The organism is Paenibacillus sp. FSL E2-0177, from assembly GCF_037992975.1.
In the GTDB taxonomy this organism is placed as follows: Bacteria; Bacillota; Bacilli; order Paenibacillales; family Paenibacillaceae; genus Paenibacillus_AQ; species Paenibacillus_AQ odorifer.
Genome location: NZ_CP150307.1, coordinates 1,159,669 through 1,183,816, shown reverse-complemented (window position 1 = coordinate 1,183,816; position 24,148 = coordinate 1,159,669). Strand labels below are relative to the sequence as shown.

Genomic DNA, 24,148 nt, shown 5'->3' with positions numbered 1-24,148 from the left:
CTTTCTTCCGGAATGTCTTACCCTATCATTTCATTAGATTAAGGAAGGAACAATGCCCCTTGTGGAATTACCTGCTGCTTCTGGCGGGAACTCTCCCATAGCAAACGAAGATTGGCATCTCCTTCATTCTCATAATATTCAATTTGGATATCATAAAGCGTTCCGGCTGTGAGTGGGATACTTCCTTTATGAAGGGTTGCACTTTGATTTTTCCAATTGTCGATGATCAGCTTTCCGTCAATCCAGACACGGACTCCATCATCAGAGGATGCCGAAATCGTATATTTTTCACTGAATTTGGGTTTGAGTTTCCCTTTCCAGCGTACAGAAAAGTGATCTTCATTTATCTCTGAGGCAGGAGACCCGCCATGCCAATTAAAATCAATCTTACGGTCATTGCGGATAAGTACCGCTTCTCCCTCTAAATCAGTATTGTTATAGTATTCTCCAGTTAAACCCGTTAGGGTTACCGGAGTTACGGGTGCTATCGAAGGACCTCCTGTTGTGAGAACATAGTCCTCTCTTGATACTATAAACGAGTCTTTCATAAAGCTTTTAATTGACTGTAGCGTATTATTTTCTGTCAGTAATTTTCCCCAGGTCATCATATAGACCCATTTATTTTGTTTCTCAGTTAATACATCCGGGTTCGGCAGTTGCCCACTCTCCCCGATTCCGATAGGTTTACCCTCGGCCAATGCGAGCAGATCCTCATAGTAGGACTGTTTATAATCGTTATTGTAGATATCCGCAGCCAGAACATCGAGTTTATCCCCACCGGGATAATATGCAGCATATGGATCTGACCATTCATTCGGCGCATTCGGATTCCACACCCACAGTAGATTATTTAGCTTGTGTGTGTTTACAAAACGATCATAGACAATACTCCACAGCTCTGAAAAATTGTCCTTTTTCCCCCACCAAAACCAACCACCATTCATTTCATGGTAAGGTCGCCATAAGACCGGAACTCCGGCATCACGCAGCTGACCCAAATATCCAGCAACCTCGTCTAGATCTGAGATTAGCCTCTTATACTGAGCTGTCCCAGGTGTAACATAAGCATTAAATTTCTCTTGACTGAGACTTCTGTTTACATTGGACCACTCTGGAGAGGTTCCCGGTAAGCTCTGATGGAAGGTCATCGCTACAATGCCACCCTCTTGATGCCATTCAATTGCACTGTCTATAACAGCTTGCCGCTGTTCTGCGATCGTCTCTTCGGATTGATTATTAATCGCCCCTAATTCATAACCATGTAGAACAGCATTTTGTCCCGAAGTATTCTTCAGCTTATGAACCAGTTCATCTGGACTTTCTAGATAATCATGCTGGCCGGACAAGAGCCCTTTGCCACGTAGATTTACCAAATTACTCAGCAGTTGCTTGGCTTCTTCAGAAGCCGAAGGATTACTTGGTATAGCCGGAGGTAGGGAGGAAGAAACACTCATAGCCTTCGGAAGACTTTTAACCTCTCCCCAAGGCAGCAAGGAAAAAATAATAAACACCGGTAACATAGTAAACAACAATCTGTTTTTCTTATAATATTTACGCAAATAAATCCTCCTTTCGGTAGCTGTACTGCCTCCACAGGTGTTAAAAACATACCTGTTATCGGACAATCGTCTTCTGACCTAATGAGGACTATAGCTTAGTAGCTCTGCAATAACGCAGAGCCACTAAGGATCGACCTTTAATTTTCATCAATCAGGAGACATCCGGAAGAAAAAGTGCACTTGCTGGAACTGTCTCTTTAGCTTGACTAGCACTTTCCCACATCAAGCGGACTCTCGCATCGCCTTCATTCTCGTAATACTCCACCTTGATATCATATAGCTGGCCAGCCTTCAGCGTTATAATGCCCTTACGCTCAGTACCACTTTGCTTAGTCCAACTATCAATCACGGATTCCCCATTCACCCAGACACGGATACCATCATCTGAGGTAGTGTAAAATGTATATTGCTCATTATATAATGACTTAATTTTACCGCTCCAACGTATGGAGAACCGATCAATCCCGAGGGCGGCATCCGGCGAGCCTTGCCGCCAATTGAAATCGATTATTGCATCAGTTCTGTTAAGAGCTGCTGCTCCCGACAATTGCATGTTGTTGTAATACTCTCCTGCAAGCCCCTTCGCGAGAGGAATTGCTGCCTCCCCCTCTTCTTCGGAAGGTGCCGGCGCTGGTGCGGCGCTAGGTGTCGGTGCCAGACCAGTATTTAATTTATCTCTGGTCAGGGTATAGTTGCTATTCATAAATGTTTTGATTGTGTCTGCACTGTTATTCTCGTAAAGCATTTTTCCCCAGCTCATCATATACGTCCATTTACTTTGCGATTGCTGAAGCTTCTCCAGATTAGGCATTTCACCATTTTCCCCGATCGCAATCGGTTTGCCTGCAGCTAGACTCAATAAGCTGTCATAGTATTTTTGCTGGTAATCATTTTCGTATATATCTGCTGCCAGAATATCTACTTTATCAGCACCTGGATAAGTTAGCGCATAAGGATCTGACCAAACATTGGGAGCATTCGGACTCCATACCCATAACAAATTATTTAATTTATGAACGTTAACAAAACGGTCATACATAATATTCCATAGTTTAGAAAAGTTATTTTTCTTCCCCCACCAGAACCAGTTCCCGTTCATTTCATGATAGGGTCTCCAAAGCACCGGAACGTTGGCATCGCGCAAGCTTTTTAAAGAGACGGCCACCTTATCAAGCTCAGCGATCAGATTGTTATATTGCTTGGTACCCGGTGTAACGTAACTATCGAACTCACTCTGGCTAAGTGTTTTTTTCACATTATCCCAGTCATAAGAGGTGCCCGGCAGGTTAGCATGAAAAGTCATAGCTACGATCCCGCCCGCTTTATTCCAGTTGATGGCGCTGTTCACCACATTTTGACGTTGCCAAGCCATCGTTGCTTCGGACTGGCCACTGATCGCACCCATTTCATAACCGTGAAGAGCCGCATATTGTCCGCTGGTTCCCTTCAGCATATTGTTAATTTCATCTGGACTTTCTAAATAGTCATGTTGACCGGCAATAATACCTTTTCCTGAGATCGAGTAAAAATAGTTAAGCAGCTTTACGGCTTCAGGTGAGGCACCTGGGGTAACTGGCGTTCCAGAATTTGAAGCAGCTATGACAACAGACGGCGAAATTCCAACAGCAAGCGGAAGTGCAGTCAGAAACAGGACGAGTGACAGAAATGCACCAAACAATCGATACGTACGGTAAGCTTTCAAAATAATCTCCCTTTCGGTAGCCAGGCTGCCACTCTTTCGAAGGCCCTATAGCTTTGCGTCCCTACCTTTCGATAGGTTTGCCTTTTCAATTTAAGAGAAATAATCTCTCTTACCGTAAGTATCGACGACAATTAATGATATATTTAGTGTTTTTATGACTTTTTTTGATAATTGAGTCAATTTACCTGTTTCAAGAAATTTTGAATTGGTTAAATAGATAGGTTAGACCTATGAAATGAATTGTTGTAGTTCTATATCATTCCAGTCTAAAGTAATACGTATGTTATCTTCTTCTACTAATTCAGACCCCGTCTGTACCTCTATAAACTCAACATCCGTCAAAGCAAGGATCGCGTGCTTCGTTCCTTCCGGTATACGTACCACGTCCCCAGCCTTCACATTATGTTTTTTCTCATTCAGCACAATACTTGCTTCGCCGCTGACGATTGTCCAAATTTCACTACGCTTGCGATGTAATTGATAGCTGATATTATTCCCCTCGGATATAAAAATCCGTTTGGTCAGCACTTCATTGCCTTCATCATATTTCACATAATCAATAACTTTGTAATGACCCCAACGGCGTTCCTCGTACATCGGTCTTTGTTCAAAGGTCTTCAGCACTTCTTTAATCCGTGGGCTCTCAGCTTTATGGGTAACTAGAATCCCATCCGGGCTAGCCGCAATGATCAGATCCTTCGCACCAATTACCGTAATCGGAATGTCCAGCTCATTAATCAAGCAAGTCCCCTCAGAATCCGCCGTCACAAAACCTTTTCCTACATGCTTGCTGCTCATTTCCTCTGTCAGCGTATTCCACGTTCCAAGATCCTTCCAGAATCCATCATACGGCTGCACCACAATATGTTCTTCTTTCTCCACCACTTCATAATCAAAGCTGATGGAAGACAATAGCTTATACTGCTTCTGCAATTCTTCATATCCTAAAGGCAACCCTTTACGCTGCAAAATATCTAACAAGTACCCTAAGCGGAAGGCAAACACTCCGCAATTCCACAAGGCATTTTGCTCGATGAGCTGTTCTGCTTGTATGCGGTCAGGTTTCTCTTGAAAGTGACTCACCTTCATAAAACCATTTTCCCCCGCCTCTTCGGTGGTAGGAATAATATATCCGTATTTCTCTGAGGCATGTTCAGGAACAACACCCATTAGAGCCAGATTTGCTCCACTTTCCAGCATGGTCCCCTCAAGCATAGCTATGGTATCGAAAAAAGATGCTTCTACATAAGGGTCAACAGGCAATATTGCTACCGTCTCCGCTGGAGAAACACCTGCCACTGAATAAAGATAGGTAGCTGTTAAGGCGATAGCCGGAAAAGTATCCCGACGCTCCGGTTCAACGATAATCGGCACATGACTTCCCAGTTGGCTTTGTATCATTTCTACTTGGCCACGGCCGGTGGCCAGATAAGATGATTCTGCCATCCCTGCTTCCTCCAGCTGTCTCCAGACACGTTGTACCATGGATTCTGGTTCACCTTGAGGGCTTTCAAGTACCTTTAGAAATTGCTTTGAACGTGAGTCGTTGGACAACGGCCATAACCGTTTACCTGAACCGCCTGATAGAAGTACCATTTTCATAGAATGAACCCTCCTTGAATTATGGAAATCGAGCATATTTGAATTGTAATCAAAACGTCAGCTTCCGCTTAGCCTTATTTCGAGCGGATGCACTAAAAAAATTTGTTAGGTAGAAACCACTCCAAGGGATTTTGGACTTCCGATCGCTGTTATCCTCAGATTTCCTGATTGAACCGCTTCTCGCGGTAGAAATCCGAGGATGCATATGCTTTCGAAGCTAGCTTTCCTACGGAAATCTTTCGGGCGAACACTCCGTTTCTACAGTTCCAAATTCCCTTTCCGTTCTTAACCTAACCAACTTCTTCTTAATACTTGATCCGTGCGTACCGGGCTGTACCAGCCGGAAGCAGGCACGTTTTTCTAAAGATTTGCTTCTGCTCTGGGGGAGGCAGCTGCAACTGCAACAACTGTAAGAACAACTGCAACTACAAGAGCAAGACTAGTTGCCACCACAGAGACAATGACAACTACAACTACAAATGCTACTGCTACTGCGGTATATAATCAGAGTACCTAACTTTATAAATTGCTTAGAACCTTAAAATAAGGGAACGAAGTGGCGGAGGGGAATTTGGGAACTGTAAGAGCGATAGCGTCCGCCTTTGTCTGCGGATTTCTACCGCTATCAGCGGTTAAAATCAGGAAATCTGCAGACAACAGCGGCTGGAAGTCCAAACATTCTCTGGAGTCACGGCTCATCCCTAAATAGAAAAATCACAAGTTCAATCAATATAACTTAGATTAAACCGCTCCAGCCACACTAGCAGAATAACCGCTCAATCCACCCATCTGCGGGCGGCCGACAGAATGATAAACGAGTCCGGTACCCTCAATTTGCTCCTTGGAATACACATTGCGTCCATCGATCAGCACCCCATTGCGCATGCTTTTCGCCAGCTGATGCAGATCAATATCCTTGAGTAGGCTCCAATCGGTCAAGAGGCATACGGCATCGCTGCCCTCAGCCGCTTCCTCAGGCAGATTGCACCAGCGAAGCTGCGGATGATCATATTGCTGCCTGAAATTTGTAGCTGCGATTGGATCATATAGTTTGACTGTTGCCCCTTCAGCCACCAGTGCCTCAACAATCTCTCTGGCGGGAGCTTCGCGGACATCATCAGTATTAGGCTTAAAGGCAAGCCCCCATATCCCAATCGTCGAACCGCGCAGGCTGCCAAGTGATTCATGCAGCTTGGAGATGATCATAAACCGTTGTCCCTTGTTCACTTCGACTACAGATTTCAATAATTTGAATTCGTAATCGACGTTGCCCGCAATTTGAATGAGCGCATTAGTGTCTTTCGGGAAACAGGAGCCTCCATAACCGATACCAGCCTGCAGGAAGGATGACCCGATTCTTTGGTCCATACCCATTCCTTGTGCTACCTCGGTTACATCAGCTCCCACTTTTTCACAAATATTGGCGATCTCATTAATAAAGGAAATCTTCGTGGCCAAAAATGCATTCGAAGCATATTTGATCATTTCAGCACTGCGTATATCTGTTACAAATACATTTTCTGTGAAACCCTTATGAAGCTCGCGCATTGTTGGTTCCAGCTCTGGATTATCAAGGCCAATGATAATTCTATCAGGATGGAGGGTATCGCGAATCGCTGACCCTTCACGTAAAAACTCAGGTGCAGACACGATATCAAAAGAATGTTGGGTATACTTAGAGATCATTTGAGAGATTTTTTCATTTGTTCCTACTGGAACTGTAGATTTAGTCATTATAATTTTGTGCCCTTCCATCGCTTTGGCGATTTCAGCGGCTGCACCCTCAATGTAGGTTAAGTCTGCTTCACCGTTAGGCAATGATGGCGTACCTACAGCAAGAATGATAATATCTGAACGGCGCACCGACGCTTGAAGATCTGCAGAAAAAGATAACCGTTCCTCACGAAGATTCAGTTCAATCAGTTCCTCGATTCCCGGCTCATAGATGGGCGATTCCATCTGTTTCAGCTTCTTAATCTTTTCCTCGTCCTTATCCACACAGATGACATGATGTCCGCCCAGTGCAAAGCACACGCCAGATACAAGACCCACATACCCAGTACCGATTACTGTCAGCTTCATATTATCATCCTCCTTTTAGAAAATTGACGTACGCCTGCTCAACATACTGCTTGAACTTAACCATAAACGCCTGCTCATCGAATTTACGTGCATGCTCCATAATTTGATCGATATCCCAAGCGTAGGACTCTACCTCATAAATAGCCTTAAGTAGATCCTCCACTTCTTGATGCTGAAAGAACACACCATTTACATAAGGAATAATAGTATCTAGTGCCCCACCTGCTTGATAAGCAATTACCGGTCTTCCTGCAGCGTTCGCTTCCAGCGGTGTAATTCCAAAGTCCTCTTCTCCTGGAAAAATAAATGCTCTACACTGTGCCATCATTCCAGTTACTTGTTCATCTTCTAGCCGGCCCAGAAACGATACATTATCCTTAGCCATGCCTTCGAGACGCTTGCGATCCGGTCCATCTCCTACGATATAAAGCTTAAGACCGTTACGATTGAAAGCCTCTACTGCCAGATCAATCCGCTTGTAGGAAACAAGCCGGGAGACAATTAAATAGTAGTCACCAATGGTAGAAGAGCTTGTAAACCGGGCTGTATTAATCGGTGGAAATATGACATCTGCATCCCGGTGATAATAATTCTGAATTCTCGTCTTCACTACTGAAGAATTGGCTACGAACTGATTCACATTTTTGGAAGTCCGTTGGTCCCACGTTTTGAGCTGCTGCATGTATACCTTAAGCATTTTTTTGAACAGCCCGGAATTCGACTGACGTTCCATGTAGGTGTCATAATCCCATGCGAAGCGCATAGGCGTATGGCAGTAACAAAGATGAAACGTATGTTTAGGAACTTGAATACTTTTCATAAAAGCACTGCTGGAACTCAGGACGATATCGAAACCGCGAAAGTCCAAATCACGGATGGCCATTGGATAAAGTGGCAGCACCCCTTTAAAATTGGTCTTTACCCCCGGAATCTTTTGCAGCCAGGAGGCACGGATATCCGCATCTTTGAGATTGTCAGTAAGGCGGCTTCCGTTAAAAACCGTTGTGTAGATTGGAGCCTCGGGATACATGTGATGAAAGACTTCCACCACTCTTTCCGCGCCGCCCATTTGGATTAAGTAATCGTGCGCTATCGCAATTTTCATGTGAATCATCCTCAAAGTTTTATGGAGCATCATCTTCAGAATTACCGCGTCATATCATCTGTCAGGTGCCCGCCAACAAACCTTTATAGTAGTCAACGATGTCCTTGACCGTATTCTCGATAACAAAATGCTCTTTCACTCGTTTCATCCCATTGTCCGCCATCCGCCGTCTTTCCTCTGGGTGATCCAGCATCCATTTAATGGAGTCTGCCAGTATCGCCGCGTCACCAGGCTCTATCAGTAGCCCTGTCTCACCTTGAACTACAATTTCTACCGGCCCGCCTTCATTGGAGGCGATCACCGGCAATCCCGCTGCCATTCCTTCAACGATAACTTGGCCAAAAGGCTCAGGAGTTACCGAAGTGTGAATCAGTAAATCAGCAGTATTCATAAGGCCTTGGATATCATCCACATGCCCTAGCATGCTTACATTAGTAAGCTCGTCGTTTTTTATCTTTTGCAGCAATTCCTGCTTATAAGCCTCTTCTCCAAACAGAGCGTCTCCGGCCAGCCAGAATTTCACACGAGGTTCGTTCTTAAAGCTTTTTGCGGCTTCCAGCACAATATGCTGACCTTTCCAATGCGCCAATCGACCAACTAGCAGTACGTTAAAATCCTTCTGGTCCCGCATACCGATTCCATTACCAATCGCTTTAGCAAAAGCGGAGTATACGACCAGCGTTTTTTTCGAACGCGGCAACTCCAAAGCATTCAGCGTAGAATGTGAATTTGCGATGACTCCATTGGGGAGCAGACGCGACAGCAAACGAATGCCTTTGGCAACGATTGGCTTTAAATAAGGAGCTCCAATATGATCCCGGATGTGCCAGATCAATGGAACGCCCGCTATTTTTGCAGCGATGGCTCCGTATAATGCAGATTTCAGGGAATTGGTGTGCACGCAATCTACCTTCTCCGCTTTTAAAAGCGGCGCAAGCTTGCGGCCATAAGCCAACAGCTTGAAGGCTGCAGCAGGTGCTCCCAAGTTAACTGCATTTCTACCACGACTTCTGATGCTCTCATCCAGCGGAATAATACGGACATCCATCCCTTTTTCTCGTAGCCGTTCAGCCAGGGCACCATCCTCAGCCAGGATTACCAGGGGATCGATCTGTTCTCCAATATGGGTAAGGATGTTAAACAGGGCAACTTCTCCACCACTCCATTTAGCAGTGTGATCTATATAGGCCACTCTAAGCATTACGTGGTCACCTCCTCTCCTAAGGCTTGTAGGAACACGGATTCTACTTGATCCGTAACATGCTCCCAGGTGTATCTCTCCAGTACATGCTCCCTACATTCATCCCGGCTCGGAAGCAGCTTTCGATTGCTAAGCATATGGATCATGCCTTCAGCCATGTGGTCGCTACTTGAACTCTTAAATAGCAGCTCCGGCCGGAAGCCTTGCAAAATTTCCTTATTGCCGCCAATCGGTGTAGCCATCACTGGCAATCCTGAAGATAAGGCTTCAACGGTAATCAAACCAAAGCCCTCCAATGCCTGTGAGGGAACCACGAACATGTCCGCTGCCTGATAATAAGAGGCCAGTTCATGATCAGGAATGTAGCCTAGCAGCCTTACCTTGTTGCTTAAGCCATAGTCGGCGATCTTTTCTTCCAGTTCCCCCCGCAACGGCCCTTTACCACCAATCAGCAGAATTGCATTCGGGAATCGCTCCGCAACTTGCTTCCAGGCTTCAAGCAGCTGGAGTAGTCCCATCCGATTGACCAACCGCCGGACAGTCAGCACGGTTGTTGCTCCCTCAGGTAAATTCAAGGTTCGGCGAATCGCCAATCGATTCGTAGCGGGGATAAAACGTTCCACATTAGCTGCGCCTGGAATCACAATAATTTTGTGTAGTGGCACTCCGTGCAGCTTATGGAGAATATCGCGGAACGTCTCACTAAGCACGATGAACTTATCCGCAAGCTTATAGGCTCTATGTTCAATGGATTTGGCGATGGTTGTTTTGACCCGGTGCTTAATGCCTTGGCCTTCGATTTTCATTTCTTCATTCCATGGGCCATGAAAAGTCATCACTACAGGAATCCCACGTTTCTTTGCTTCCAGGGCTGGACCAATACCATAAGGAGCAAAGTGAGTGTATAAAATATCTATACGGCCACTGCCCTCTCCCATCAGATCGGCCGCCTTACGCTGGAAAGCATCCTTACGTTTCCAGATCCCATCTTTTGGATCTCCGGCATTGTGAATAATCAATTCCTCAGGGGTAGCAGGCGTCTCTTGACTGCAAATCAGCGCATGCACCCGATTACGTGAGGAGAGTTGCTCGCAAACGGATTTGAAATACGTGTTAAGCCCACCCGGCTGTAGCGACGGCCAGCTAAGGCCTGTCGTCATAATGTTCAATCCGTCACTGTACGGCATAGCTTCTCTCTCCTTTATTCTCCTTCTCGGTCTGACTCGTCTTCGCATTGTGCTGAGTCAGCTTTCCCGATCTAATTAATTCGTAATGCTTGAAGCCGACCATGAATTCATACATGACCCAGAATACGGATACTCCGAAACCTGACATTCCCTTCTTGAACAACCCGTGTAAGAAATACTTTTGCAGGAAACGGGCTGGTGGTCTTAACAGCAGATGACTGACCCGAAATCGTTTGCCCTTGGCATACGCACTTTCAGCTTCCAAGTCAGTGTACTTATTGAAACGTGCCACATGATCGTTAATACTGCGGTAACCATAATGCCAGAGGGTTCCTGTCAAACGTATGGTTCGCTCTTCAGAGACCTCGGGCATCTCGTGCACCAAGCTATTTCGAATGCCATACGCTTTGCGGTTGTAAAGGCGCACTAGATATTCGCCACGATCCAGCCATCTGCCCATAAAATCACCGATCCGGTAGATAGAATAGGCAACCGATTGATCCATAAGCCCCGGTTTCAGTTCAAGAATACTCGTGGCCAACTCGTCGCTGACCACTTCGTCAGTATCAATAAGGAAGACCCAATCATGAACCGCGCGTTCTACTCCGAACTCCCTCTGTTTCGCATATCCGGGCCAAGGGTTGACGTATACACGACAATTCAAGCTTTCAGAAAGCTGTACTGTCCCGTCTTTGCTGCCTCCGTCAATCACAACCACCTCGTCGGCGAATAACCTGCAGGATTGTATGGCCTTAGATATTCGAACTTCGTCATCCTGAGCGATGATGACAGCCGATATTGGATAATTGCCTTGGCCGCCTACCACGCTTTTTACTGAATCCATGAAGGTTTCCTCCTTTATCTTTCGCATTATCCATTCATATCCATAGGTTTCTTGCGAATGTAAGAATTCATCGTCGTCTTCATCCACTGAATGTCCTCCCGGGTAATGAGCAGCCGCGGAAGTTTAACTTTTAAGGTGTACTTTATATTGAGAACAATGAAGAAAAATCGCAGGATTGCTGATGACAACATCGCTATCCCTGCTCCGAGTAAGCCAAATTTAGGGATGAGCAGGAACAACATTGGGATAACCAAAAGTAAGCCGAAACCTTGAAGCATCGAAACCACTTTTGGCTTGCCTAACGCCATAAATGCCTGCGCCAGAATGATCGTCCCTCCGCTAATGGTCACTTCAAGGAGCAATAAGCGAAACACGGTTAATGCCGCATTGAAGTCTTTGCCGTACATCAACGGAATTACTAAAGGGGCTAAGAGCATCAGGAATACTCCGCCAAGCATGGTGAAGGTCGTACTTATTCGGAAGGCTTTGAATGTTAACTCAACTGCCTGTTCTTTGGACAGCTCAGAAGCCTTAGGAAACAACACGATCGTAATTGAGCTTGAGAAAAAATTAACCATTCGTGATAGACTCACAGCCACTACATACAGCCCCAAATCAGCAGGTCTTAACAAACCGGCAATTACGATCTGATCGATATAGGTAGAGAAATTGCCAAGCAAGTCATTGCCGTAGGAACCAAGCCCGTAAGTAAACAATCTTTTTAAATTCTGATAGGCCCCTCTCATCTTCACCTTATAGGTACGAAGCAAGGAAATCGTCATTCCGATAAACAGCGGAGCTCCCGGAAGAAGATAGGCAACTGCAGTTGTAAATGGATTCATCTGATCCAGCGCGATCAATATCCCGATCATCGTCAGTGTAAGCAACGGCACTAGATAGCGAATCCAATTAAACCTCTTGTATTCGCCTCTGAATTGAAAAGCTGCATTGTTAATTTGAGAGATCACTATAATCGGACACAGAATCATAGACCACTGAGCAAAGGTCACGACCTCCGGACTGAAGGATTTCAGCCAATAAGGCAAGACCACGATACCTATAATCATCGCTATGACTCCAAAAATGGTACCGAGCAGCAATGCCATACGATAAAGCACTCCGGCATCCTCCGGATTTTTCTTAGCGTTATAGATGAGAGCTGAAGGAATGCCAAAGCTCATGCTAAACGCCAGAAACTGTGACCAGTTAATCATTGCCGTCTGTTCCCCACGACCTGTCGGTCCAAGATAACGTGCGGTCAGTACACCAGTTAACATGTTAATCAATAGGATCATGACACTGACAAACATAGTTTTTACGGCTGCCGAGCTGTTGTCCTTGCTCTTGGCGAACAGTCTAAAAGATGACCAGATTGTTCTAGCGGGGAGAGATTTTGCATTCAACTGCTGCATACGGTGTTCCCTTCCTTCTACTTTGAGTAATCTCCCTTGCGCTGAGGCCAAGACCGATCAGCATCCAGATTAAGTATCCCTTGAGTCCGGGAAACCCATTATCTGAAACTAGACTGACAATCGCACCGGTCCAAGTAGCTAACGCAAGTCGGGCGTAGGGCTGCAATTGGTCCCTGCTGATTACTCTAGCGAATATCTGTTTGACAACTGCGCCTAAAGCTCCGAAGAAGAAAACAGCACCCAGAACACCAAAGGTAAGCAGTAAAGCGATAACTCCGTTATCCATAATTCCGTACTCTCCAAGCTCGCCGTCATTACCAAGCTTAGTCCCTTGGCCTACACTACCAATTCCCTGACCTACTGGATTGGCGGCAACCATCGGCAGCATGTTTTGCCATAAGCTTAGCCGTTCATTATAAGAGTGATCTTCTTGAACAGAAGAAAGTGTCTCTACCCGAGCAACCAGTCCTTCGGCACCAGGCAACTTCGGCACAACCCAGAACAACGCAGCAGCCACAAAAACTAATTGGATCAAGGTTTTCCACTTTCCCTTAGAAGGAGAGGTTCCAATATACATGAGCAGCATCACCAGGAGTATCAGCCATGCCGCACGTACCAAAGTAGTCAGCAGGCAGATTACAACTAGCAGAACGCCGATCCAGCGCAATGTTCCCCGCCATTTTTTCTCCAGTATCATCGGAACTAAAGCAAACGCTAAGAAGGTTGCAGCCGGTCCGGGCGAATTCAGCGTAGAGAACACTCGGATTTCCAATGGATATGGATTTCCGATGGACATCATATCCGCATGTTTCATCCAGAACACATCCCAAGGTGGCACCGTCAAATACTGAACAATCCCGTAAATGGCAACTAGGACTGCAATATTGGCAAAAGCGGTAAGCAGTCGATCGATATCCTTCGGCTTGAACTTCGTGACGGCAAAGTACGGCAATAACAGCAGTGGCACAATATAATTCGCTAAGTCATAAACTGAGCCCATGCCATTCTTAGCCAAACCGATTAAAGCACCATAACCCAGCGCAACTGCGAACATTAACATGATCCGCGTGGAGGCTTTTTGAATATTATGAATCTCCTTCAGCAGCGGAATGATCAAGGTTACACCGGTTAACAAGGGAGCTAAGCTCAGCAAGGATACAGAGTGATACACTCCTTCTGACCAGTCAGCAATGCGGCGCAGCTCTGGAGCTACGGCCCAGATTAGCAAGGTATAAGCAACCAGCATTTTCGGTCTAAGTATGGCTAACAAGAAAGCTGGGAATAGGATGGCTGAGAGAATGGCTCCCTGCAGACTGTTCGATGAACTCAGCATCGCACTGGAGAAGCCGATGATCAGCGGAAGAGAGACACCTACAGCAGCAGTCCCCCCTATTAATCCAACTGTCTTGATGAACCTAAGTGATGGGGGCGTAAATACACTCATTCCAAGCCTCCTTCCTTCACCTTATCCCGCTTACGCAGTTCCTTAAGTAATAAAAGTAGAAATTGTGCATCGTCCACAAGATATCTTTTCCAGAGCCGGCCTGGCTCCTGGCTAAGCCGCCAGAACCATTCGAACCCTGTTTTTTGCATGAAGCTAGGCGCTCGTTTCACTGAGCCTGACAGAAAATCAAAGGTCGCTCCCACTCCGATCGATATCGGAGCTTGATAAGAGGTATAGTGGCGGTAAATCCACTTTTCCTGCTTAGGTGCTCCTACACCAACAAACACGATATCTGGCTGGCACTCTGTCAGCATTTCTATAATGCGTTCATTCTCCTCCTCATTGTGCTCGAATCCATAGGATGGAGAATAACAGCCAACCACATTTATTCCGGGATGTGCTGTTTTCAAATTCATCGCTGCCCGTTCCGCCACGCCTTCAGCTGAGCCTAAGAAGAACAGCCGGTACTTCCTTTGCTCAAAGGCGTTGCCCAATCGATTAAATAGATCCGCGCCGGATACCTTCTGCTTAAGCGGCTTGCCTAGCATTTTGGATGCCCAGATCAGTGGCATTCCGTCAGCAACAACTGCGCCTGCCTTCGAATATACCGTTTGAAATTCTTTATCCTTACGAAGCTTGATCACATGATCTACATTGCAAGTGAGGATATAAGACTGATTCCTCTCCTGAATGGTTTTATCAATGTAATCAAGCAAATCCATGAAATCATAGTTATCAAAATTGACATCGAACATATTCACTTGACTCATCGTATCACTTCTTTTTGTGGGGAATCGGTTGGCTGTGAAGATCGATACAGGCAGTTCAGGTACCAACAGAACGGAATAATAAATTGGACCGTCGACAGCGTGTTATCGGAGAATGAGTAGATTAAAAACGCTGCAATAAATAACAGATAATAAGGTTTGATCGGCGGAGCCAATGCTCTGTACACCAGAATAAATACAGCCAATAAAGAGAACATCAACAGAATAGCGCCAATATATCCCCCATCGAAGTAAAAGCGGATATACTCGTTGTGCGGAACTACAAAACCCTTATACAATGTTCCATCATTTGCTACCGTCACTGCTCCAAGCCCTCTACCAGACCAAGGAGAGTCCGCAGCCTTGTTTAAGAAATACTCCCATGCCTCTGACCTTCCTGATAAATCAACAGCCGTATCTGTCTGTCTCTCAAAGGAACGTTTCTCAAAATTATCGAGCTGCCAGAAAACGGCGACCATAATCAGGAAAAATGCACCCATCAACGGAATTAGCAGATAGGTTCTGCCCTTCAAATATTGGCGGAGAATATCATAGAAGTAATAGAGAACGGTAAGTCCAAGTGCCAATATAGGCCCTCTTGTTCCTGTTCCAATCAAGATAAAGAAATTTAGAACTAACATGATATAGAAAAAGCGTGCTTGCTGCGGATTCCGCTTCACCTCTATAAATGGAATCGCTACTCCCATAAAGGCCAGCATCGCTAAATGCGCAGGAATATTAGCCCCCTGAATCCGTACAGCGCCTGTATACTCGATGTTGAGAAAATTATGAACATGCGCAAGCTGCAGCAACAAACCAACCACTACACTAACAAGGGGAAGCATACAGATAATTTTGATTTGCAGCTCGGCTACATTCTTTTTCCAGTTGATTAATAAAAATACGAATGGAATGGATAGACCGATAAAAGCTTTAACTGCAATGGATGAGGTCATTTCCGGCAGCCAGATCGAAGACCCAAAGGTAATCACCAGCAGCGCTACCATTGCCCACAAGGGGTGACTCAGACGAAACCGCAAGCCATTGACCAGAATACAAGGAACAAGCAGCATCACGATAACCAATTTATAAAGGGACAGTATCTCCATTCCGAACATGCTGCCATCATATAAAAAGTTAATCGATATTGCCGTCGTGATTAGAACGAAATAACTGATCAGTTCAGGCCGTGAAATCGAGATTCCCAGCAAAATAATCAGAAGCACGGCAGCTATCGCAATCATCGGCTGGTAGATGACCGCCGTTCCAAAGAACAGGGCCGACATGAGATAGAGCATCCCGTATGGCAAAACATTTAATTTGGAGCCCCACTCAAAATTTGTCATGTTAATCCCTCACCCCGCTGCGGAATGCCTCTCCCGATTGAGAATCATATGAAGCGTTCCACGAATACTCTCCAGCCTGCATTTATTCAAAAGCCTTCTTCCTTTACTTCTTGAGAGGATAGAATCAGCCAGGATATACACGAGCTTAGCGGCTGTCTTTCCCACTAGAAGCAGCTTGCCTTTTAGTCCTTCGCTTTTCATAGCGTTAGAGATGCCTTGGCTATAATAGCGCCTCATAATCCAGTCTTCCGTCAAACGGGCCGCCGGCACGAAATGGTCAACCGCCATTTCCGGATGGTAGAGGATGGAATGCCCTTCTTTTTGAATCTGTCCGAATAACCAGGTCTCTTCACCAGAGAGCAGAGAATCACCCTTTCTTCCGAGATCTAGGGGAAAAAGACTGATGTCGAATACGAGCTTCCGCATCGCCATATTGGCCCCACAAGGATGAAGTTGCTTGGGATATTCCTTAATCCGGCTACCTAAATCAACAATCGTGTACGGAAGCTCAAAGGGTTTAATCAACCAGTCCGGACGTTTACTTTCAAATATCGGAGCGATTTTGCCTCCCATAGCCATGACCTCCGGTTTACTCTCGAAAGTACTGACAATCGTTGTTATCCAACGCTGGCAAGGTATGGCATCATCATCGAGAAAGGCAATCAGCGGCGATTTGGAAGCCAGAATTCCTGTATTTCTAGCCGCTGAAAGCCCCTGCATCGGCTCCATCATGTAGCGGATATCCACATCAGCTCCATGCTTTCCTATAAACTTTTTGACGCAAGCTTCAGTATCATCCTTGGAACAATTATCCACAACAATGATCTCCGCCTGCTCTAAGTGATCCAGCTTTAAAAGTGACTGAAGCGTCTTGATCAATAAAGGTGCTCTGTTGTAGGTACAGATGATAATGGAAAGCTTAGGAACGTCTCCGTATTCACGCATCGGCATTCACCTAATTTCCACATTATTAATAAGCATCTTTTGAACCGAGTAACATCAGTCCGGTTTTAGCAATGATTTTTAGATCCAGCATGGTGCTCCGAATATGGATGTAGGTTAAGTCCAGCTGTACCATTTCGTCGAAGCCGACACTGTTTCGGGCATTTACTTGCCAATATCCGGTACAACCTGGAGTAACCGTCAAACGCTGTTTGTCATAATCCGTATACTGAGCCACCTCTTCTGGCAGCGGAGGACGAGGACCGACCAGACTCATTTGACCTATCAGCACATTCCACAGCTGAGGTAGCTCATCGATGCTCGTCTTGCGCAGGAATCTCCCTATTTGTGTGATCCGCGGATCGTTCTTAATCTTGAACATGGCACCGCTCACTTCGTTATAGGCCATCAGGTTTTCTTTTAACTCCTCAGCGTTACTGACCATGGATCTGAACTTATACATCGGGAATTGCTTTTCATTCTTCCCAACCCGGTTTTGCCGAAAGAACACCTTTCCTTTCGGATCCTCCAGCTTGATCAGAATCGCCACGACAACAAATAATGGCATTAACACGAGAAGACCAAGAGCGGAAAAAAAGATATCGATCATCCGTTTCATTATCAAATAGGACTCTGCTTCTTTCCTTCTCTCATCGGTATGCAGCATGTAAAGTTTCGGCAGGACCGCCTCGTAGTCTTCCGGCAGTTTTTGCATGCTCATCCTCCTCATCTAAAATTTTGCGAACTCAACTTAACTACTCAAGCTGGTTTGTCCCATTTTATTCAGCCATTCCGCCATTGCATCCATCACCGGATAGCGCAAATCTTCGCTTTGCAGTGCAAATTCAAGTGTTGTCAAAATATATCCAAGCCGCTCGCCGACATCATATCTTGTTCCGTCAAAATTATAGGCATATACCCGTTCGCTCTGATTCAGCTTCTGAATGGCATCTGTCAACTGGATCTCTCCGCCAGCGCCTTCTTCCATCAAATCGAGATACTTAAAGATCTTCGGCGTAAACACATACCGGCCCATGATCGCAAGATTGGAAGGTGCCGTACCTAGTGGCGGCTTCTCTACAAAATTGTTAACCCGATACAATTTACCGTCCTGCAAATCCGGTTCAATAATACCGTAACGATTCGTGAATTCATCAGGAATCTCTTGAACTCCGATAACCGAGTTTTGTGTTTCTTCATATTGATCGATCAGCTGCTTAAGGCAAGGTACGGCTCCTGTGACGATATCATCGCCTAACATGACACCAAATGGCTCATCTCCGATAAACCGTCTTGCACACCATACGGCATGCCCCAGACCCTTCGGTTCTTTCTGGCGGATATAGTGAATTTCTACCTTAGCTGAACGTTGAACCTCTTTAAGCAGATCCAGCTTTCCATCTTCCAGAAGCCTAGACTCCAGCTCAAACGCATTGTCAAAATGATCCTCAATGGCTCTTTTACCTTTACCAGTAACAATGATGATATCTTCAATACCGGAAGCAATAGCCTCCTCAACAATGTATTGAATGGTTGGTTTATTGATAATCGGAAGCATTTCTTTAGGCATGGCTTTCGTTGCAGGAAGAAAGCGCGTACCTAGTCCTGCCGCGGGTATGATTACTTTTTTTACCTTTTTCATCGCACTTTACCTCCTAAAAGTTTTGTGAGCATTAGCTTCAATGATTTGACTTCGTACAAAACTCACTTCGAAAGCATAAACTTAAGTTTTGTGAGCATTAGCTTCAATAATTTGACTTCAAGCAAAACTTCCTTCGAAAGCATAAACATTTACTTCGCCTGGTTCATGGCAATTCCGATTAGATTAGAGCCGGTCTGTTCAAGCAGCGTCTTCGCTTTGCGAATCGATTCCCGTTTGGACTTTCCGTATCTGGCCACCAGAATCACGCCGTCCGCTTGAGGTGCCAATATACGAGCATCACTGAAATCGACTGCCGAAGGAGAATCCAGCAGGATCAGATCGTAGTTTTCTTTTAGTTCCTCAAGCAAAGCGGTCATTTTGGGGTTCCCCAGCAAATCCGGCGGACTAACATGAGTTTTTCCTGCCGGGATGACTGAAAGATTGGCTAAGTTTCCGAGGACTGCGATGTTATCTGCTTCCTCTTGCCCACTTAAATAAGCCGCAAGCCCGTCACTCCCCTCTACTTCAAACACGGTATGAAGACCGGGATGTCTCAGATTGCAGTCAACCACCGCTACCTTCTTGCCGTCCTGGACGAAAGAAACCGCGAGATTCGACAAGATTGTCGTCTTGCCTGCCCCAGCTTCTGCTGATGTAAAGAGCAGCACTTTTCCTCCGCCGCCCTGCGCTAGTTCAAGCTGACGTATATATGTGCGCAGTGATCGGAACGATTCGGAGATATGCGAGGATGGATTAACGTCTGTAACCAGACTCTTATTTAGCCGCAACATAAGCACCCTCCTTCACTCTGGTGTCGCCTGCCGCCTTGCCCAAATCACGTTTGCGAATGGTTGCGATCGAAGCAATTACCGGTAGACCAAGGTCATATTCCGCTTCCTTTTCAGACCTTAATGTGCCGTTAAGTGTTTCCATCAGCAAAATAATTCCTAAGGCAGCCATAAGGGATACAACAAAGCTAATGATGAGATTCATCGCAAACCCGCCGTTCGAGGGCCCTGGAACATCAGTCGGATCGGCCGGTGTCAGCAAGGTAACATTGTCTACCCTCATCAGCGACGGCAATTCACGAATGAATGTCTGCGATACCGCATTTACGATCCCGGCAGCTTTGGTGTAGCTTTCATCCTGAACATTGAGGTTGATCACCTGACTCTTCTCTGAAGTTTTAATCTCAAGCTTCTGACTTAGTTCATCGGCCGTGAGACCAAACTCCGGGTGATTTTCTATTACGCTTTTCATGATGGTTGGTGATTTCATAATTTCCTTGTAACTCTCAATTAAATTCAGGCTAAAGCTCAAATCGTTAAGATTGTTGCTCTCGGGAGCTTTGGCAATGTTGTTGACAAGCAGCTGTCCGGAAGCGGAATAGACGGGTTCAACGAAGTTTTTGCTAACATAGTAAGTCGTAGCACAGGAGATCAAAACGAACACCATGATGAGCCAAAACCTTTTTTTAATCAGGTTAATGTAATCCAGAATCGTCTTTTCCACAGTAACCCTCCTTCCGCTAAAATTACATTCTGAAAGCATTCATGAAAGTTTCAGTTGTTGCTTTAATTCTATCAATCCACACCATTCGCCACATGGCTCATACCATCACTTTCCTCTTCACTTTGGAGTAAGACGTTATACCTCTTAAGAGGGGGATTAGGTATACTTTAGTGCCATATATAGGGCTAATTTAAGTTTTAACGCACAAAAAAACACGGACAACCTGTCCGTGTTCATGTACAATGCTTACGAATTATTTCAATTTTCACTCGTATGACATTTCATATTTGGTTAATCCGACAGCATTTGCATAAAGCGCTGCCTGTGTACGATCAGCCACCTGTAATTTTGCTAAAATCTGACTGACATGCTTTTTCACCGTAAATTCGCTAATGAAAAGACGTGAAGCAATTTCTCTGTTGCATGCGCCCTGCCCCAGCTCGATCAGGACTTCCTTTTCTTTGGGTGTCAATTCATCCGTTGGGCTGCTTCCACTCATGCGCATTTTATCTTCCATCAGACCAGGATCGTAATACTTTCTTCCCTTATGCACCAATTGGATAGCAAACAGTAACTCCTCAGGCAACGCCTCTTTCAGTACATATCCATCTACCAGTACTTCTTCAGCCTTCAGGAAATCCTCTCTGCTCGCAGATGACGTCAACAGAATGAACTTACTAACGATACCACGAGCACGTGCTGTCTTAATGACATCCAATCCCGATTCATCTGCTAGCTTAAGATCAATCAATACAAGATCAGGCTGCGTCTCCTCAATCACAAGAAGCGCTTCTTGGCCATTCGTTGCCTCACCTGCAAACTGCACATTCGGCTGCATTGAAATGACAGATGCCAGTCCTCTTCTAACTAAAGGATGATCATCTACAATGACGATTTTCACAGAAACGACCTCCCGCCTAAAGTTTATGCATTCTTTAATTCAGCTACACCGACAGGAATCGAAATCATAATTCTTGTTCCTGTGCTCTCATTACTGGACAACTGAAAGTCGCCGCCGAGCGACTGGGTCAAATATTGCATATTCTTCATGCCAAGTCCGCTTACACTATCTTCAGATTCAATCCATAACAAATCAGTATCAAAACCAACACCATTATCACAAATCAATAATCGAATCCAAGTCGGCTTTAGAGACAGTTCTACATCCACTCGACTGGCAGCACCATGCCTGATGGCATTACCAGTGGCTTCGGAGATAATCCGAAAAAGCGCTTTGTGGTAAGGATAAGGGAGACTGAAATCATCGCCCGTTATTTTTAAATCAATATCAACATCATTTAACCTGGATAAGCTCTTCAAATGTGATCTTACCATGCCCAACCAAGTAGGACCGCCACTCTTCTTGGAGCTAAGACTGTAGATCGTGATCCGCAGTTCTTTAGCAACCTTTGTAGCAGAATCATGAATAAGCTCAATTTGTTCTTCTAGCTCATGATCTGACATTCTCTTCCACGATTCCTTCAGCGAATGCGTCGCATACACAATACCAAAAAGGCTCTGCGATACACTGTCGTGCATTTCATCCGCAATCCGGTTCTGTTCGTTCGTGATGATCAACCGGTTCTCGATCACACCAAGCTCATGTCTTTCAAGAATATTCGCACTTAGCTCAGATAAGAATATCAATTGTTGAATATACCATCTGCGGCCTTCCAGCCCCTCTGTAGACTCCAGCTTGAGTCCAATCATCCCTACAAAACGGGTGCTCATCCGTACAGGCATCAGCAGGAAATCTCCTAATCCCGGCAGATTTCTAAAAATAGGCTCTCGCTGCAATCTCCATTCATGCTCATGTTTTCCCAGTTCTGAGAATAGGAACTGTTCCTCCTCCTGCTGCCAGCCGGTCTGCCTGCTCTGCGGAGCTGGTTCTCCGCTTTTCTTGGCGAACCAAAACAAAGCCTTATCCAGCTTCGTTAGCTTAACAACATAATCGGTGATCACTTGACCGATATTCATGAAATCATGTTGGCTTGAGGTTTCCACGATATGGTACAGGGATTTGATATGCTCCATCGTCTCTTTCGTGCGAGCATTCGATTCTTCACGTTGCCGCTTCATCCGATTAACGATCTGCATTATTATAACCGTAAGTACCAGTGTTAGAAACAGATTCCCATTTATAAATACAATTTCCAGAAAATTTCTGTTCGCAGAATTGATAAAAAAATAACAGAGCACCGCAAAAATACTGATGTAGCTTAAGAGCAACGACCATCCAAAATAAATGGACAATGAGCCTGCAGCAATCAATACAGGATTTAGCACATAAAGCCTAAAAGAGCTTTCGTACCCACCCGTAAACAAGGTCAATGCGATAATTCCCACCATCTCTATACTAACAGCCAGGACGAGAGTCTTCGGCCTGCTGCGTAGCCTTCGATAACAAAATGAGAACGTTTGTGCAAACATAACAAGTATAGCAATAATAAGTGATTTATAAATTATGGAAGGTCCCGTCTGATCTAGAAGATACATGAGTGATGTGAGGGACAATGAAAAATACCTGTAATACGCAATCAGTTTGTCTTCTGCAGTTGGTTTGATTTTCATCCCACCACCCTATTCTCCAGTTTTTTGGAAAATGTAAGATTGTACTGTGCTCGATAAAAGCATCATACATGAGAAAAATCACAATAACAAGTTGACATTTCCCATGTTTGCGCTTCCATTTGAAAAATAGTTACAAAAAATTTATTATTTTTTTAGTAGGTTTTATCACTAAAATTTGGAATTTTATCCACTATAGTTAATAAGAACTAACGTATTTATGTAATATTAATCCATAATTTTCAACATATCTTATAAAACGACAACAATTATACAAATTATAACAATTGCTGTTGGGACTCTAGTAGGATGATGTCGATTTAAATGTTATTCCGGCAAAGCTGGGGTGCGATCCCCATATATTTTTTAAATAAACGAGAAAAATAGAACGGATCATTATAATGAAGCATACTAGAAATTTCCTTAATTTGTAATGAGGTGTTGAAAAGCAACTTTTTGGCTTCTGCCATTTTTAGACGGTGAATATATTCATGAAGCGGGTATCCACTGCTGCGCCGAACAAGACGACGAAGCGTAGACATCGAAACATGATGTTTTGCCGCTATTTGTTCTAGGTCCATCTCACCATAAATGCATAAGTTCAGGTCTTCCCGAATCTGACGCATATAATCAGCCTGAGAATTCCAACTTTTTTCTTCTATTATAAAAGAACACTCCAGCAGCATTCTTTCGAGCAATAATGCTGCCCGATCCGCATCTACAGGTTCTCCGCTCTCCATCCGTTCCAGCACTTCTTCAAATAAGGTAGTAAGACCTACTATAGATTGGGCTTGAAAAACATTTCCCCCGGCTATGAGGCCCGATTCCAGCCATTCGGATACACGCGTGCCATTAAAGTTAATATAATACTCATCCCAGCTGCCTCCCGGTGGTGGACCAAAGTTATAACTGTAACCTGGGCGGAAAAAGTATAAGCTGCCTTCACGCACCTGCTGCTCTTTTCCCCCAATCTCCATGTAGGAGCCACTACCTGACACTATGTAAACAATGGCCCAGTGCTCAAAAACTACACCTGAACGGAATAACGTTCTTCCTGGCAGATGTCCTGCCTGTCCCACCCTTATATTCTTGAGCTTCAGCTTGGAGGATTCAACCTTGGGATCAATAATTCTTATTGGATATGGACTGATCATATAATCCATGTGCTTGGACATTATAGGCATTCCTCCCCTTGTTTAGTAGTGATAAGGTTATTGTGAAGATGATCATATT

Annotated in this window: 20 protein-coding genes and 1 riboswitch; all 20 genes read right to left on the bottom strand. The window is 44.9% G+C overall.

Features of this window, described 5'->3' with window-relative positions; genetic code table 11:
* Window positions 1-38 precede the first annotated feature (38 nt).
* The 20 genes from MHI25_RS05195 to MHI25_RS05100 all read right to left on the bottom strand — a co-directional run bounded on the left by MHI25_RS05195 (window position 39) and on the right by MHI25_RS05100 (window position 24,090).
* Entirely contained in the window at window positions 39-1,559 is a 1,521-nt protein-coding gene (locus MHI25_RS05195; protein WP_340395083.1) for a glycosyl hydrolase, read from the bottom strand.
* A 151-nt stretch (window positions 1,560-1,710) separates the two neighbouring features.
* The gene (locus tag MHI25_RS05190; RefSeq protein ID WP_081383414.1) at window positions 1,711-3,261 is read right to left on the bottom strand and encodes a glycosyl hydrolase; all 1,551 of its coding nucleotides are present in this window, start codon (window positions 3,259-3,261) and stop codon (window positions 1,711-1,713) included.
* Between the two features lie 12 nt (window positions 3,262-3,273).
* Window positions 3,274-3,353: riboswitch (cyclic di-GMP riboswitch) on the bottom strand.
* A 136-nt stretch (window positions 3,354-3,489) separates the two neighbouring features.
* Window positions 3,490-4,863 (bottom strand): sugar phosphate nucleotidyltransferase, encoded by a 1,374-nt coding sequence (locus MHI25_RS05185; RefSeq protein ID WP_076129262.1) that lies wholly within the window; start codon window positions 4,861-4,863, stop codon window positions 3,490-3,492.
* A 741-nt stretch (window positions 4,864-5,604) separates the two neighbouring features.
* On the bottom strand, window positions 5,605-6,945 hold the full coding sequence (locus MHI25_RS05180; protein ID WP_076129263.1) for a UDP-glucose/GDP-mannose dehydrogenase family protein: 1,341 nt from the start codon (window positions 6,943-6,945) through the stop codon (window positions 5,605-5,607).
* 4 nt (window positions 6,946-6,949) lie between these two features.
* Window positions 6,950-8,050 carry a glycosyltransferase gene (locus MHI25_RS05175; RefSeq protein ID WP_036676592.1) on the bottom strand — a complete coding sequence of 367 codons (1,101 nt, stop codon included), beginning with the start codon at window positions 8,048-8,050 and terminating at the stop codon, window positions 6,950-6,952.
* Window positions 8,051-8,111: 61 nt separating this feature from the next.
* Window positions 8,112-9,251 carry a glycosyltransferase family 4 protein gene (locus MHI25_RS05170; RefSeq protein WP_036676593.1) on the bottom strand — a complete coding sequence of 380 codons (1,140 nt, stop codon included), beginning with the start codon at window positions 9,249-9,251 and terminating at the stop codon, window positions 8,112-8,114.
* Window positions 9,251-10,438 carry a glycosyltransferase family 4 protein gene (locus MHI25_RS05165; protein WP_036676596.1) on the bottom strand — a complete coding sequence of 396 codons (1,188 nt, stop codon included), beginning with the start codon at window positions 10,436-10,438 and terminating at the stop codon, window positions 9,251-9,253. Before MHI25_RS05165 ends, MHI25_RS05170 begins: the two co-directional genes overlap by 1 nt.
* On the bottom strand, window positions 10,425-11,282 hold the full coding sequence (locus MHI25_RS05160; RefSeq protein ID WP_340395082.1) for a glycosyltransferase family 2 protein: 858 nt from the start codon (window positions 11,280-11,282) through the stop codon (window positions 10,425-10,427). The genes MHI25_RS05165 and MHI25_RS05160 overlap by 14 nt, the downstream gene beginning before the upstream one ends.
* 26 nt (window positions 11,283-11,308) lie before the next feature.
* Window positions 11,309-12,694, bottom strand: coding sequence for an oligosaccharide flippase family protein (locus MHI25_RS05155; protein ID WP_076129264.1), 1,386 nt, complete (start codon window positions 12,692-12,694; stop codon window positions 11,309-11,311).
* On the bottom strand, window positions 12,660-14,138 hold the full coding sequence (locus MHI25_RS05150; RefSeq protein WP_076129265.1) for an O-antigen ligase family protein: 1,479 nt from the start codon (window positions 14,136-14,138) through the stop codon (window positions 12,660-12,662). The genes MHI25_RS05155 and MHI25_RS05150 overlap by 35 nt, the downstream gene beginning before the upstream one ends.
* The gene (locus MHI25_RS05145) at window positions 14,135-14,908 is read right to left on the bottom strand and encodes a WecB/TagA/CpsF family glycosyltransferase (protein ID WP_036676606.1); all 774 of its coding nucleotides are present in this window, start codon (window positions 14,906-14,908) and stop codon (window positions 14,135-14,137) included. The genes MHI25_RS05150 and MHI25_RS05145 overlap by 4 nt, the downstream gene beginning before the upstream one ends.
* The gene (locus MHI25_RS05140) at window positions 14,905-16,251 is read right to left on the bottom strand and encodes an O-antigen ligase family protein (protein WP_036676609.1); all 1,347 of its coding nucleotides are present in this window, start codon (window positions 16,249-16,251) and stop codon (window positions 14,905-14,907) included. Before MHI25_RS05140 ends, MHI25_RS05145 begins: the two co-directional genes overlap by 4 nt.
* Window positions 16,252-16,260: 9 nt before the next feature.
* Window positions 16,261-17,196, bottom strand: coding sequence for a glycosyltransferase (locus MHI25_RS05135; protein ID WP_036676610.1), 936 nt, complete (start codon window positions 17,194-17,196; stop codon window positions 16,261-16,263).
* 25 nt (window positions 17,197-17,221) lie between these two features.
* A complete protein-coding gene (locus tag MHI25_RS05130) occupies window positions 17,222-17,914 on the bottom strand; it encodes a sugar transferase (protein WP_076129267.1) in 693 nt (230 codons plus the stop codon).
* A gap of 30 nt (window positions 17,915-17,944) precedes the next feature.
* Window positions 17,945-18,835 (bottom strand): UTP--glucose-1-phosphate uridylyltransferase GalU, encoded by an 891-nt coding sequence (galU, locus tag MHI25_RS05125; protein ID WP_042185171.1) that lies wholly within the window; start codon window positions 18,833-18,835, stop codon window positions 17,945-17,947.
* Window positions 18,836-18,984: 149 nt separating this feature from the next.
* Complete coding sequence (locus MHI25_RS05120; RefSeq protein ID WP_076129268.1) at window positions 18,985-19,626, bottom strand: CpsD/CapB family tyrosine-protein kinase; 642 nt, start codon at window positions 19,624-19,626, stop codon at window positions 18,985-18,987.
* On the bottom strand, window positions 19,610-20,347 hold the full coding sequence (locus tag MHI25_RS05115; protein ID WP_076129269.1) for a Wzz/FepE/Etk N-terminal domain-containing protein: 738 nt from the start codon (window positions 20,345-20,347) through the stop codon (window positions 19,610-19,612). Before MHI25_RS05115 ends, MHI25_RS05120 begins: the two co-directional genes overlap by 17 nt.
* Before the next feature lie 265 nt (window positions 20,348-20,612).
* On the bottom strand, window positions 20,613-21,248 hold the full coding sequence (locus MHI25_RS05110; RefSeq protein ID WP_036676623.1) for a response regulator transcription factor: 636 nt from the start codon (window positions 21,246-21,248) through the stop codon (window positions 20,613-20,615).
* Window positions 21,249-21,271: 23 nt separating this feature from the next.
* Complete coding sequence (locus MHI25_RS05105) at window positions 21,272-22,918, bottom strand: ATP-binding protein (RefSeq protein WP_076137153.1); 1,647 nt, start codon at window positions 22,916-22,918, stop codon at window positions 21,272-21,274.
* A gap of 317 nt (window positions 22,919-23,235) precedes the next feature.
* The gene (locus MHI25_RS05100; protein WP_038568894.1) at window positions 23,236-24,090 is read right to left on the bottom strand and encodes a helix-turn-helix domain-containing protein; all 855 of its coding nucleotides are present in this window, start codon (window positions 24,088-24,090) and stop codon (window positions 23,236-23,238) included.
* Window positions 24,091-24,148 lie beyond the last annotated feature (58 nt).

Bases quoted from the DNA above. Each gene is read 5' to 3' on its own strand.
- MHI25_RS05185 (WP_076129262.1), bottom strand. From the start codon at position 4,863: ATGAAAATGGTACTTCTATCAGGCGGTTCAGGTAAACGGTTATGGCCG.
- MHI25_RS05180 (WP_076129263.1), bottom strand. From the start codon at position 6,945: ATGAAGCTGACAGTAATCGGTACTGGGTATGTGGGTCTTGTATCTGGC.
- MHI25_RS05175 (WP_036676592.1), bottom strand. From the start codon at position 8,050: ATGAAAATTGCGATAGCGCACGATTACTTAATCCAAATGGGCGGCGCG.
- MHI25_RS05170 (WP_036676593.1), bottom strand. From the start codon at position 9,251: ATGCTTAGAGTGGCCTATATAGATCACACTGCTAAATGGAGTGGTGGA.
- MHI25_RS05165 (WP_036676596.1), bottom strand. From the start codon at position 10,438: ATGCCGTACAGTGACGGATTGAACATTATGACGACAGGCCTTAGCTGG.
- MHI25_RS05160 (WP_340395082.1), bottom strand. From the start codon at position 11,282: ATGGATTCAGTAAAAAGCGTGGTAGGCGGCCAAGGCAATTATCCAATA.
- MHI25_RS05155 (WP_076129264.1), bottom strand. From the start codon at position 12,694: ATGCAGCAGTTGAATGCAAAATCTCTCCCCGCTAGAACAATCTGGTCA.
- MHI25_RS05150 (WP_076129265.1), bottom strand. From the start codon at position 14,138: ATGAGTGTATTTACGCCCCCATCACTTAGGTTCATCAAGACAGTTGGA.
- MHI25_RS05145 (WP_036676606.1), bottom strand. From the start codon at position 14,908: ATGAGTCAAGTGAATATGTTCGATGTCAATTTTGATAACTATGATTTC.
- MHI25_RS05140 (WP_036676609.1), bottom strand. From the start codon at position 16,251: ATGACAAATTTTGAGTGGGGCTCCAAATTAAATGTTTTGCCATACGGG.
- MHI25_RS05135 (WP_036676610.1), bottom strand. From the start codon at position 17,196: ATGCGTGAATACGGAGACGTTCCTAAGCTTTCCATTATCATCTGTACC.
- MHI25_RS05130 (WP_076129267.1), bottom strand. From the start codon at position 17,914: ATGAGCATGCAAAAACTGCCGGAAGACTACGAGGCGGTCCTGCCGAAA.
- galU (WP_042185171.1), bottom strand. From the start codon at position 18,835: ATGAAAAAGGTAAAAAAAGTAATCATACCCGCGGCAGGACTAGGTACG.
- MHI25_RS05120 (WP_076129268.1), bottom strand. From the start codon at position 19,626: ATGTTGCGGCTAAATAAGAGTCTGGTTACAGACGTTAATCCATCCTCG.
- MHI25_RS05105 (WP_076137153.1), bottom strand. From the start codon at position 22,918: ATGAAAATCAAACCAACTGCAGAAGACAAACTGATTGCGTATTACAGG.
- MHI25_RS05100 (WP_038568894.1), bottom strand. From the start codon at position 24,090: ATGTCCAAGCACATGGATTATATGATCAGTCCATATCCAATAAGAATT.